The sequence below is a fragment of the Agromyces ramosus genome (genome assembly GCF_004216665.1).
Taxonomy (GTDB): domain Bacteria; phylum Actinomycetota; class Actinomycetes; order Actinomycetales; family Microbacteriaceae; genus Agromyces; species Agromyces ramosus.
In genome coordinates, this window is the sequence record NZ_SGWY01000002.1 from 1,008,342 (window position 1) to 1,020,989 (window position 12,648).

General features: G+C 72.0%; 10 protein-coding genes. All 10 read right to left on the reverse strand.

Annotated features, from left to right (window positions below):
• Positions 1 to 26 precede the first annotated feature (26 nt).
• The gene (locus EV187_RS11330; protein ID WP_130353120.1) at positions 27 to 698 is read right to left on the reverse strand and encodes a YggS family pyridoxal phosphate-dependent enzyme; all 672 of its coding nucleotides are present in this window, start codon (positions 696 to 698) and stop codon (positions 27 to 29) included.
• Between the two features lie 31 nt (positions 699 to 729).
• Positions 730 to 1,929 (reverse strand): cell division protein FtsZ, encoded by a 1,200-nt coding sequence (gene ftsZ, locus EV187_RS11335; protein WP_130353121.1) that lies wholly within the window; start codon positions 1,927 to 1,929, stop codon positions 730 to 732.
• A 178-nt stretch (positions 1,930 to 2,107) separates the two neighbouring features.
• Positions 2,108 to 3,241 carry a cell division protein FtsQ/DivIB gene (locus EV187_RS11340; RefSeq protein ID WP_242609548.1) on the reverse strand — a complete coding sequence of 378 codons (1,134 nt, stop codon included), beginning with the start codon at positions 3,239 to 3,241 and terminating at the stop codon, positions 2,108 to 2,110.
• Between the two features lie 13 nt (positions 3,242 to 3,254).
• Positions 3,255 to 4,655, reverse strand: a complete 1,401-nt coding sequence (murC, locus tag EV187_RS11345) for a UDP-N-acetylmuramate--L-alanine ligase (protein WP_130353122.1) — start codon at positions 4,653 to 4,655, stop codon at positions 3,255 to 3,257.
• Between the two features lie 80 nt (positions 4,656 to 4,735).
• Positions 4,736 to 5,836: a UDP-N-acetylglucosamine--N-acetylmuramyl-(pentapeptide) pyrophosphoryl-undecaprenol N-acetylglucosamine transferase gene (locus EV187_RS11350; RefSeq protein WP_130353123.1), complete on the reverse strand. Its 1,101-nt coding sequence runs from the start codon at positions 5,834 to 5,836 to the stop codon at positions 4,736 to 4,738.
• A complete protein-coding gene (ftsW, locus tag EV187_RS11355) occupies positions 5,833 to 7,086 on the reverse strand; it encodes a putative lipid II flippase FtsW (RefSeq protein ID WP_130353124.1) in 1,254 nt (417 codons plus the stop codon). Before ftsW ends, EV187_RS11350 begins: the two co-directional genes overlap by 4 nt.
• Positions 7,046 to 8,602 (reverse strand): UDP-N-acetylmuramoyl-L-alanine--D-glutamate ligase, encoded by a 1,557-nt coding sequence (gene murD / locus EV187_RS11360; protein WP_130353125.1) that lies wholly within the window; start codon positions 8,600 to 8,602, stop codon positions 7,046 to 7,048. Before murD ends, ftsW begins: the two co-directional genes overlap by 41 nt.
• Positions 8,587 to 9,684 (reverse strand): phospho-N-acetylmuramoyl-pentapeptide-transferase, encoded by a 1,098-nt coding sequence (mraY, locus tag EV187_RS11365; RefSeq protein ID WP_130353126.1) that lies wholly within the window; start codon positions 9,682 to 9,684, stop codon positions 8,587 to 8,589. Before mraY ends, murD begins: the two co-directional genes overlap by 16 nt.
• A complete protein-coding gene (locus EV187_RS11370) occupies positions 9,681 to 11,093 on the reverse strand; it encodes a UDP-N-acetylmuramoyl-tripeptide--D-alanyl-D-alanine ligase (RefSeq protein WP_130353127.1) in 1,413 nt (470 codons plus the stop codon). The genes mraY and EV187_RS11370 overlap by 4 nt, the downstream gene beginning before the upstream one ends.
• Entirely contained in the window at positions 11,090 to 12,637 is a 1,548-nt protein-coding gene (locus tag EV187_RS11375) for a Mur ligase family protein (protein WP_130353128.1), read from the reverse strand. The genes EV187_RS11370 and EV187_RS11375 overlap by 4 nt, the downstream gene beginning before the upstream one ends.
• Positions 12,638 to 12,648: the final 11 nt, after the last annotated feature.

Here is a 12,648-nt window from a genome sequence, read left to right on the forward strand (position 1 = left end):
TCCGTCTGTGTTCCGTCTCTTCGAGGCTAACCGGCGTCCGGCCGATTCCCGGTGATTGCGGTACCGATCCGCAGGTGTGTCGCGCCCTCCAGAATGGCCTCGCGGAAGTCATGCGACATCCCCATTGACAGCGACGCGGCATCCGGTGCGGTTCGCCGCACGCGCTCGGACAGCAGGCGCATGCGTCCGAACGCGGGGCGTGCCGGCTCCCCCAGGGGGGCCACCCCCATCAGCCCGCGCAGGCGGAGTCCGGGCGTGCCGAGCACGAGCTCGACGAGGTCGTCGAGCCCGTCGGGCTCGACGCCGCCACGAGCCGGGTCCTCGGTGAGGTTGACCTGGACGAAGCAGTCGATGGTGGACTCGTCGGAGCGGAGCGCCTCGACCAGCGCGGGCCGGTCCACCGAGTGGATGGCGTTCGCGTACGCGCGCACCTGCCTGGCCTTCTTGGTCTGGAGCTGCCCGACGAAGTGCCAGCGGAGGCCGAGCGACGCGAGCTCCGCGGCCTTCGCCTGCGCCTCCTGGTGGCGGTTCTCGCCGATGTCCTGCACGCCGAGGGCGGCGAGCTCGGCGACGAGCGACGCCGGCTGGAACTTGGTCACGACGATCGTGGTGATCTCGTTCGGGTGACGGCCCGCGTCGCGCGCGGCATCCGCGATGCTGCCCTGGACCGAGGCCAGTCGATCGGCGAGGGCGCTCACGTGCGACCCCGCTCGACCGACTCGCTCGCGATCACTTCAGGAAGTCGGGGATGTCGAGGTCGTCGCCGTCGTCGTCGAACGCGGGGTCCGACACGATCTGGTCGGCGGCCGCCGTGGGCGCATCGCCCCAGTTCGCGGTCTCGACGAGCTCGTCGATGTCGATCTCGCCGATCGCCTCGGCGGCGGCGTCGCTCCCCATGGAGGAGCCGCCGACCGCCGCGCCGACCGCCGCGGGAACGAAGCTCGTGCGCCTCGCCTCCACGGGCTGGGGCTTCGCGCCGGGCTCGCCGCCGTCGAAGCCCGCTGCGATGACGGTGACGCGCACCTCGTCGCCGAGCGTGTCGTCGATCACCGCGCCGAAGATGATGTTCGCCTCGGGGTGCACCGCCTCCTGCACGAGGCGTGCCGCGTCGTTGATCTCGAAGATGCCGAGGTTCGACCCGCCCTGGATGGAGAGCAGCACGCCGTGCGCGCCGTCGATCGACGCCTCGAGCAGCGGGCTCGCGACGGCGAGCTCGGCGGCCTTGATGGCGCGGTCGGCGCCTCGCGACGAGCCGATGCCCATGAGCGCGGAGCCCGCGCCCTGCATGACCGACTTGACGTCGGCGAAGTCGAGGTTGATGAGGCCGGGCGTCGTGATGAGGTCGGTGATGCCCTGCACACCGGCGAGCAGCACCTGGTCGGCGGTCGCGAAAGCCTCGAGCATCGAGATGCCACGATCGCTGATCTCGAGGAGCCGGTCGTTCGGCACGACGATGAGGGTGTCGACCTCCTCCTTCAGCCGCGCGACGCCCTGCTCGGCCTGCGTCTGCCGGCGCTTGCCCTCGAATCCGAAGGGCTTGGTGACGACGCCGATGGTGAGGGCGCCGATCGACTTCGCGATGCGCGCCACGACGGGCGCGCCGCCCGTGCCCGTGCCGCCGCCCTCGCCCGCCGTCACGAAGACCATGTCGGCGCCCGCGAGCGCCTCCTCGATCTCCTCGGCGTGGTCCTCGGCCGCCCGACGGCCGACCTCGGGGTCGGCACCCGCGCCGAGCCCGCGCGTGAGATCGCGGCCGACGTCGAGCTTGACGTCTGCATCGCTCATCAGCAGCGCCTGGGCGTCGGTGTTGATCGCGATGAACTCGACCCCGCGCAGGCCGAGTTCGATCATGCGGTTGACGGCGTTCACACCGCCGCCGCCGATGCCGACGACCTTGATGACGGCGAGGTAGTTCTGGTTAGACGACATGTCCGGCCCTCCGTGCGAACTCTGAACCCTGAACCTCAAGTCGAAGGTTAAAGTTTTGCTGAGTATGCAATTCCTGATTCGAAGGTAGGTGTCCACCGACCGCCCTCGGGAAAGGCGGGCCCGCGTGTCGCGAACCGCTCGGCAGACCGGGTGCCCGACGGCCCGATGAAGGACGGACTCACTCCGTGACGGGGCTCGACGGTGCGGACACGTCGTACTGCGACACCGTGTCGGGCGGCGCGGCGCGCATGAGCGACGCGAGCACCGTGGCCTTCAGCGCGGAGTCCTCCGCGCTCCCCCACACCACGCTCGCGCCGCCCGCCAGCTCGAGCCGGACGTCGTCGGCGGTCGCGGCGGTCGCACCGGTCAGCTGGCCGCGCACGTCGGCAGGGAGGCTCCGGACCACCGCCGCGACGGCGCGGAAGCCCTCGTCCGCGACGCCGCCGTCGACCTGGATCAGGGGCTGGCCGGCGGGAAGCGTGTCGGGACGGTCGATCACCACGCCCGCGGCATCCACGAGCTCGAGTCCGGAACCGGTGTCGATGACGCCCACCGGCGTGCGCTCGACGATGCGGACCACGAGCGTGCCTGGCGGGACGGTCTCGGTCGAGTACGTCTCGATCAGGGGGAATCGCGCGAGTGCGGCATGCACCTCGGACGAGTCGATGAGCGGCAGCGGCGTGCCGACCACGTCGGCGAACGCCGCCTGCACGTCGGCGGCGGGGATGCGCTGGGCGCCCTCGATGCGCACGTCGCGCAGTGCCATGAGCGGCGAGTACGCGCCGACCCCGACCACGGCGACGAGGGCGAGCAGCGCACCCGCGACGACCGCCCAGGTGACGCGACGCCGGCGCGAGCGCTTCGTGAAGCGGCGCACCTCCTGGCGCTCGTAGCGTCGGCGTTCGCGCGCGGCTGCCGCCAGAGCGCGCTTGGCCGATCGGGCGTCGCCGGGTGCCGACGGCGCGGCATCCTCGTCGGGCCCCGACTCGACCGATGCCGCTCGCGTGCCGGGATCCGCGAGGACGCCGACGCCCGACGCGACGGGGCCGCCGGCCGCAGCCGGGGCGGCTCGCCGCTGCGACGGGACGCTCGCACGCCCCGCCGGACCGGCCGACGTCGAGACCACGGCGATCGGCTCGGTCGAGACCCGATCGGCGTCCGAGGCGCCGCGCGCACCCCGGCCCGGAAGCGGCGCGCTCGGCTGGGGCGCGGGTCGCCCCGGCGTGACGCGCTCCGCCGTCGGGCGCTCCCCCGCGGCACGATCGGCCGCCCGCGGTGCGGGAGGACGATCGAAGCCCTGCGGGCGCTTCACGCGCGGAGCGTCCTCATCCGCGCTCCCGCTCGAGCGAGCCGAGCAGCTGCGGCACGATGCGGTAGACGTCGCCGCAGCCGAGGGTGATCACGAAGTCGCCCTCGCGGGCGATGCGCGCCGTGTGGTCGGCGGCCTCCTGCCAGTCGGGCACGAATGCGACGCGCTCGGGATCATCGAACCGCTCGCTGACGAGCGCCCCGGTGACACCGGGCACGGGATCCTCGCGGGCGCCGTACACGTCGAGCACGACCGTCTCGTCGGCGTACCGCTCGAGCACCTCGGCGAACTCCTTCGCGAACGTCTGCGTCCGGCTGTACGTGTGCGGCTGGTGCACCGCGATGATGCGCCCCGAGCCGACGACGGTGCGGGCCGCCGAGAGCGCCGCGGCCACCTCCGTGGGGTGGTGCGCGTAGTCGTCGTACACGCTCACGCCGCCGACCGTTCCGTGCAGCTCGAAGCGACGGCCGGTGCCCGCGAAGCGTGCGATGCCGGCGAGGGATGCCGCGGGGTCGAAGCCGAGCCCGACGAGGACGGCGAACGCGCCGGCGGCGTTGATGGCGTTGTGGCGGCCGGGGATGCGGAGCGTCGCCCGGTGCGTGACCCCGTCGTGGTCGATCGCGAACGACACGGGACCGTCGGTCTCGATCGAGTGCACGCGGACGGCGGCGTCCGCGGCCTCGCCGAAGCTGACGACCCGCGGGTGGGAGAGACGTTCGGCGACCCGCGTGGCGCCGGCGTCGTCGGAGGAGATGACGACGAGCTCCCGCGCCCGGTCGGCGAAGTCGACGAAGGCCTGCTCGAACGCGTCGCGCGATCCGTAGTGGTCGAGGTGGTCGGGGTCGACGTTCGTGATGAGCGCGACGGACGTGTCGTAGAGCAGGAACGACCCGTCGGACTCGTCGGCCTCGACGACGAAGAGGTCGCCGTCACCGGATGCCGCGCTGACCCCGAGCTCCTCGATGACACCCCCGTTCACGAAGCTCGGGTCCTCCCCGAGCTCGAGGAGGCCCGTGATGATCATGCCCGTCGACGTGGTCTTGCCGTGCGCGCCGGCGACCGACACGAGCCGCTGCCCCGCGATCAGCCAGGCGAGCGCCTGCGAGCGGTGCAGCACGGGGAGTCCCCGCTCGAGCGCGAGCTGGTACTCGGGGTTGTCCTGCCAGAGCGCGCCCGTCACGACGACGGCCTCGGCATCGCCGACGTTGGCGGCGTCATGGCCGATCGCGATCTCGGCGCCGAGGTCCCGCAGCGCCGCGACGTTGGCCGAGTCGCGCACGTCGGACCCGGTGACGCGGTGCCCCGCGCCGAGGAACAGTCGCGCGATGCCGCTCATGCCCGAGCCGCCGATGCCGACGAAGTGCACGGCGCCGAGCTCGGCGGGGATCTGGGCGGTGAGGTCGGGCTTGATGGTCACGTGCGGCGGGTCTTCCTCGGTGCGTCGGTCTGCGGTCGGGGGCTCGGGCGGCGGATGCCGCGGCATCCGCTCACTCCACGTTACGCGCCTTGCGCGGTGTCGCCGGCACCCCCGCCGAGTGCGGCGTCGACGAGGGCGATCATGCGGTCGGTGCCGTCGCGGTGGCCGACGGATGCAGCGGCGGCCGCCATCCGTGCGACGCGATCGCGATCGCCGAGCAGCGGCACCAGCTCGCCCCGCACCCAGTCGGGCACGAAGTCGGCGTCGTCGACGAGGACGCCCCCGCCCGCCGCCACCACGTCGGCCGCGTTGAAGCGCTGCTCGCCGTTGCCCACCGGGTACGGCACGTACACGGCCGGGATGCCGAGCGCGGCGAGCTCGCTCACGGTGGCGGCGCCGGCGCGCGACACTGCGGCGTCCGCGACCGCGAGTGCGAGGTCCATGCGGTCGGCGTACTCGGCCATGCGGTAGTCGGGGATGCCGGGATCGTCGACGTCGGACGCCGCGCCCGTGATGTGCAGCACCTGCCAGCCCGCTGCGGTGAGGTCGCCGGCGGTCTCGACCATCGTGCGGTTGATGCGCCGTGCGCCCAGCGAACCGCCCGTCGCGAGCAGCACCGGTCGCGCCGGGTCCAGTCCGAAGAAGCGGGCCGCCTCGTCGCGGAGCGCCGCCCGGTCGAGCGTCTCGATCTCGCGGCGCAGCGGCATGCCCACGACCTCGGCACGGCGCAGCGGCGTGCCGCCGAAGGCCACGCCGACGGCGGCGGCCCAGCGGGAGCCGAGCCGGTTCGCGAGTCCCGGCCTGGCATTGGCCTCGTGGATCGCGACCGGGACGTGCGCTCGACGCGCGGCGAGGTACGCCGGCGTCGCGACGTAGCCGCCGAAGCCGACGACGACGTCGACGCCGCGCTCGGCGATGATCGTCGACACGTCGTCGATCGACCCGCGGAACCGGGCGGGGAAGGCCACGGCCGCACGGTTCGGGCGACGCGGGAACGGCACCTTCGCGATCGTGAGGAGCTCGTAGCCGCGGGCGGGCACGAGTCGCGACTCCAGGCCCTCGGCGGTGCCGAGCACGAGCACCACGTCGTCGGGCCGCCGCTCGCGCAGGCGATCGGCGACGGCGAGCAGGGGGTTCACATGGCCGGCCGTTCCGCCGCCGGCCAGGAGGTAGACGGTCATCGCGCCGGTCGCCCCGCCGCTCGTGCCGCAGCCCGCGCCTCGGCGCGCGCGGCAGCACGCGTCGCCGCCTCGGGATCGCGGGCGACCGAGAGCACCACGCCGATCGCGAAGAGCGTCGTGAGCAGGGCGGTGCCGCCCGCCGAGACGAGGGGCAACGGCACGCCGAGGACGGGGAAGACTCCGAGCACGACTCCGATATTGACACATGCCTGGCCGACGACCCAGACGAGCACCGCCGCGGTGACGGCCCTGGCGAACGGGGTGCGGGCCGCGCGCAGCACCCTCGCGAACGCGACCGCGAGCACGACGAACAGCCCGATCACGACGATCGCGCCGATGAGGCCGAGCTCCTCGCCGATGATCGCGAAGATGAAGTCGTTGTCGGCCGCGGGCAGCCACGACCACTTCGCCGTCGAGTTGCCGAGCCCCACGCCGAGGATGCCGCCGTTCGCGAGCGCGAACCGGCCGTGCTGGATCTGCCAGCAGTCCTCGTTGTCGAACCGGGTGCAGTTCTCCTGCAGGAACGCGGTGATGCGCCGCATCCGGCTGTCGCTGGAGACGGCGACGATCACGAAGACGGCCGAGCCCAGCAGCACCGGGGGCAGCAGCAGCCGGAACCTCACCCCGATCAGGAAGAGGGCGCCGAGCAGCATCGCGCCCATGATCATCACGGTGCCGAGGTCGCCGCCGAGGAGCACGAGGCCGATCGCTCCGCCGCCGACGAGGAGGATCGGCAGGATGCCGCGCGTGAAGTCGCCGAGCAGCGCCTCCTTCTTCGTGACGATGAGCCCGAGCCAGATCACGAGCGCGACCTTGATGAGCTCCGACGGCTGGAACTGCACGGGCCCGATCGCGAGCCAGTTGGTATTGCCGCCGACGGTGATGCCCAGCGGAGTCGCCACCACGAGCAGCTGGAGGGCGCACGCGACGATGAGCAGCGGCCACGCGACCGTCATCCACATCCGCTCGGGCATCCGGCTCGCGATGAGCATGATGGGCACGCCGAAGAGCGCGTACAGGCCCTGTCGGGTCGCCTGCACGAAGAATCCGCCGTCCTCGAGGTTCGACTCGACCGACGACGACGAGAGCACCATGACGAGCCCGAACACCACGAGGAAGAGCGTCGTGCCGAGCAGGAGGAAGTAGTCCTTCGACTCGACGCGGAAGACGCGTCCGAGCCGGATGCGGGCGGTGGAGACGCCCGCTGGATCAGCCTTCGGGGGTCGGGCCGTGCGGGGCGGAGTCGCCATCCGCCTCACCTCCCAGCCTCGCTCTGACCGCCTCGTGGAATCGCCGGCCCCGATCGGCGTAGTCGGCGAACTGGTCCATCGACGCCGCGGCCGGCGCGAGGAGCACCGTGTCCCCCGCCTCGGCGACGGACGCCGCCAGCGCGACCGCCTCGGGCATCACCGTTTCAGTGTCGTCGGTCACCACCTCGAACAGGGGCAGTTCGGGCGCGTGTCGCCGGAACGCCGCGACGAGGGCGGCACGGTCGACGCCGATGACGATCGCGGCGCGCAGCCGGCCGACGTGCGCGGCGACCAATGCGTCCGCGTCGACGCCCTTCAGCAGTCCGCCGACGATCCACACCACCTGCCCGAAGGCGCGCAGCGACGCCTCGGCGGCGTGCGGATTCGTGGCCTTCGAGTCGTCGATCCAGCGGACGCCGCCGGCCACCGCCACCTGCTCGATCCGATGCGCGTCGAGGCGGAAGTCGCCGAGCGCATCGTGGATGACCCCCACCGGGACGCCGTACGACCGCACGAGCGCCGACGCCGCGAGGATGTTCTGCACCACGTGCGGAGCGCCGAGGCCCCGCGGCTCGAGCTCGTCGACGGTGATGATCTCCAGTGCCGCGGTGCGTCGCTCATCGAGGAACGCGCGATCGCAGAGGATCCCCTCGACCACGCCGAAGTCGCTCGGGCCCGGCACGTCGAGCCCGAATCCGATCGCGCGGGCGCCCTCCTCGACGTCGGCGTCCTCCACCATGCGCATGGTGGCCTCGTCGGCGCGGTTGTAGACGCACGCCACCTTGGTGTTCTCGTACACGGTGGCCTTGGCGGCCCGGTAGGCCTCTGGCGATCCGTGCCAGTCGAGGTGGTCGTCGGCGACGTTCAGCACGACGCTGGCCCACGGATGCAGGGCACCGGGTCCCGTCCTCGGCAGGTGGTGCAACTGGTAGCTCGAGAGCTCGACGACGAGGACGTCGAAACCGCCCGGATCGCGCACGGCGTCGAGCACCGGCACGCCGATGTTGCCGCACGGCGCGGCGCGGAGGCCGTTGGCGGCCAGGAAGGTCGCGGCCAGCTGCACCGTGGTCGTCTTGCCGTTCGTGCCGGTGACGAGGATCCACTCGGCGGCGCTCACCTTGTCCCGCACCCGCCAGGCGAGCTCGATGTCGCCCCACACGGCGACGCCCTCCGCATCGGCCCACTCGAGCACCGCGTGATCGGGGTGGAACCCCGGCGAGGCCACGACGAGCTCGGGTGCGAACGCGACCAGCCCCTCGGGCACCGCGTCGAGCGGATGCCGCAGCAGCCGGGCTCCGATCACCTCGAGGATCCGCGCCCGATCGTCGTCGACCTCGGGTGCGAGCACGAGCACGTCGGCGCCGAGCTCGGTGAGCGTGTCAGCGACGGCGAAGCCGGTGACGCCGAGGCCGAGCACCGCGACGCGGAGCCCGCGCCAGTCGGCGTTCCAGCTCGTGAGCGTCTCGAGCCGGGCGGCGACGGCCGAGGCATCCGGGTCGGTCAACTCTGCAGCCATTCGAAGTAGAAGCTTCCGACGCCCGCCGCCACGAGCAGGCCGCCGATGATCCAGAATCGCACCACGATCGTGACCTCGGCCCACCCCTTCAGCTCGAAGTGGTGGTGGATGGGACTCATGAGGAAGATGCGCTTGCCCCCGCTGAGCTTGAAGTACGCCCGCTGCAGGATGACCGAGCCGGTCTCGATGACGAACAGCCCGCCGATGAGGAGCAGGAGCAGCTCGGTGTGGCTCACGATCGCGAGGGCGGCGAGGGCACCGCCGAGCGCGAGCGAGCCCGTGTCGCCCATGTAGATGTGCGCGGGGTTCGTGTTCCACCACAGGAACCCGATGAGGCCGCCCACGATGGCCGTGGCCACGATCGCGATGTCGAGCGGATCGCGCACGTCGTAGCAGCGGTACACGTCGCTCGGGTTCAGGTTCTCGCTGAAGCACGACTGGTTGAACTGCCAGAATCCGATGATGACGAACGACCCGATCGCGAGGATCGAGGCGCCGCCGGCGAGCCCGTCGAGTCCGTCGGTGACGTTCACGCCGTTCGAGGCGGCGACCGTGAGCAGGCAGATCCAGATGACGTACAGGATGATGCCGACGACCGTGCCGAAGACCATGAAGTCCAGCGGCAGGTCCCGGATGAACGAGATGCTCGTGTCGGCCGGAGTGACGTTCTCGTCGTTGGGGAACTGCAGGGCGAGCAACGCGAACGCCGCGGCGACCACCACCTGGCCGACGACCTTCGCCCAGCCGCCGAGGCCGAGGCTCTGCTTCTTGCGCGTCTTCAGGAAGTCGTCGATGAAGCCGACGATCCCGAGCCCGACCATCATGAACAGGATCAGCATGGCCGAGGCGGTCGGCGGCTCGTTCGAGACGAGCAGCGTCGACGTGAAGTAGCCGAAGAGGCTGCCCAGGATGAAGACGATGCCGCCCATCGTCGGGGTTCCGCGCTTCACGTGGTGGCTCTTGGGCCCGTCGTCGCGGATGAACTGCCCCCAGCCGAGGCGGGTGAACAGGCGGATGAAGAGCGGGGTCAGGAACAGCGTGAAGGCGAGCGACAACGCCCCGGCGGTCAGCAGTGCTCTCACGCGAACCATTCTCCCAGTCGGTCGCCGAGGTGGCGGAGACCCGCCGAGTTCGACGATTTCACGAGCACGGTGTCGCCCGGACGCGCCGAGGACACGACCAGCTCGTACGCCTCGTCGGCCGTCTCCACGTAGGCGGACTCGCCGTCCCACGATCCCTCGTTGATGGCGGTGATGTGCAGGCGCCGCGCGCCCTGGCCCACGACGATGAGCTGCGAGATGCCGAGTCGCACCGCGAGCAAGCCGATGCGATCGTGCTCCTCGCCCGAGAACTCCCCGAGCTCGCTCATCTCGCCGAGCACCGCGATCGTGCGCGTGCCCGGCGCCTGCACCTGCGCGAGGGTCTTCAGCGCCGCCGCCATCGAGTCGGGGCTCGCGTTGTAGGCGTCGTTGATGACGGTGATCCCGTCGCGCCCGCCCATGAGCTGCATGCGCCAGCGCTCGGCGAGGGTGACGGACTCGAGCGCCTCGACGACGTCGTGCAGCGGCACGCCGAGCTGGAGCGCCGCCGCGGTGGCCGCCAGCGCGTTCATGACGTGGTGCTCGCCGAGCACGCCGAAGCGCACGCGAGCGGATGCCCCGCCGGGCGCGGCGATCGTGAACTCGGTGCCGCGTGCGTGCACGACGATGTCGGTGGCGCGCACGTCGGCGCCCTCGCCGAGGCCGAACCACACCACGCGGGCGGCGGTGAGCGCCGCCATGGACACGACCCGAGGGTCGTCGGCGTTCAGGACCGCCACCTCGCCCGGGGAGAGCTCGGTCACCATCTCGGACTTCGCGCGGACGGTCTGCTCGATGCCGCCGAACTCGCCGGCGTGCGCGAGGCCGACCTTCAGCACGATGCCGACGTCGGGGTGCGCCATGCGCACGAGGCGCGCGATCTCGCCGACCGCCGACGCGCCCATCTCGGCGACGAGGAACTCCGTGTCGTCGGTGAGCTCGAGCGCCGTGATGGGCCCGCCCACCTCGTTGTTGAACGACTTGCGCGATGCGACGGTGCTGCCGTGGCCGTGCAGGATCTCGCGGAGCAGGTTCTTGGTCGTCGTCTTGCCGTTCGAGCCCGTGACCCCGATGATCCTGAGGCGCCCGTGCGAGCGGACGCGGCGCACGACCTCGGTCGCGAGCGCGCCGAGCGCGTCGACGGTGTCGGCCACGATCACCTGGGGCGCGGCGACGTCGACCGGGTGCTCGACCACGAGCAGGGCGGCGCCCTGGTCGGCGGCGGCGGGGGCGAAGCGGTGTCCGTCGTCGAACTCGCCGCGCTTGGCGAAGAACACGTCGCCGGCGGCGATCTCACGCGAGTCGGTGGTGACGCTGCCCGTGACGACGGCGTCGCCCGCGGCATCCGTTCCGTCGAGGCGCAGCGTGCCGTCGACCGCCGAGGCGATCTCGGCGAGGGTCATGGCGATCATGCGCCCCAGCCCGCCTCACGCAGTGCCTGCTTCGCATCGTCTCTTGCTGAGTACGGGATCTTCACGCCCTTCACCTCGTGGTAGTCCTCGTGGCCGGGGCCGGCGTAGAGGATCGCGTCGCCTTCGCCCGCGAGCTCGAGCGCCGCACGGAATGCCGCGCGGGGATCGGGGATCTCGTGGATCTCGCGCTCGGGCACCGCAGCGCGGGCCCCCGCGATCAGCGCGGCGCGGATGGCCGCGGGGTCCTCCCAGCGCGGGTGGAAGTCGGTGATCACGACGACGTCGGCCCCGCGCGCCGCGATCGCGCCCATCTCGGCCCGCTTCGTGGTGTCACGGTCGCCGTCGGCGCCGAAGAGCATGATCAGCTTGCCGGTCGTGAACCGGCGGATGGCGCCGAGCGTCTGCAGGAACGCATCGGGGCTGTGGCCGTAGTCGATGTACACGAGGGGGCCGCGGTCGCCGGAGATGCGCTCGGCCCGGCCGGGGATGTAGGCGTCGACGCCCCCGTCGCGTTCGAGCACGTGCGCGATCTGCTCGAGGTCGTATCCCGACTCGACGAGCATGACGATCGCGAGCGCCGCATTGGCGGCCATGTACCAGCCGAGCAGCGGCACGAGCGTCTCGAGGCGGCGACCGCCCGTGCCCTCGAGCACGAACGACGTGTGGGTCGCGGTCTCCTCGAGCACCGTGAGCCGCCAGTCGGCGGCGACGTCGGGATCGGTCGAGAGCGTGGTCACGGGGATGCGCGACTCGGCGACGAGGCGGCGTCCCCACTCCGAGTCGATCGTCACGACGCCCCGTCGCGAGCGCTCGGGCTGGAAGAGCTCGCGCTTCGCCTCGAAGTAGACGTCCATCGACGCGTAGTCGTCGAGGTGGTCGTGGGTGAGGTTCGTGAAGCCGACCACGTCGAAGACCAGGCCGTCGACCCGGTGGCGCGAGAGCGCCTGCGCCGACACCTCGACGCCCACGGCACGCACGTCGACCTCGCGCATGCGGGCCAGCAGCGCGTGCAGCTCGCTCGCCTCCGGGGTCGTCAGGGAGCTGGTGACGGCCTCGTCGCCGATGCGACGCTCGGCCGTCGACGTGAGCCCCGCGACGACCCCGAGCTGGCGCAGGATGCCGTAGAGCAGGTAGACCACGCTGGTCTTGCCATTGGTGCCGGTCACGGCGAACAGCGTCGCCGGGTTGTCGGCGGTCCGGTGGATCCATGCGGCCACCTCGCCGAGCGCGGCCCGCGCGTCGGGAGTGACCAGCACCGGCAGTCCGGCGCCCGCCGCGAGCTCGGCGCCCGCGGCATCCGTGAGCACGGCGACCGCGCCGGCGTCGAGGGCGGCGGCGGCGAACGATGCCCCGTGCGCGTTGCGGCCGGGCACGCCGACGTACAGGTCGCCGGGCCGCACCGCGGACGAGGCGAGCACGACGCCGGTCACCTCGAGGTCGTCGATGTCGCCGTGCACCTCGAGGTCGAACGTCTCGGCCAGGCCGTGGAGCGATCGGGGGCTCGGATGCTGCGGCCGGAGTGCCGCGGGAGGCGATCCGGTCACGAACCCAACTT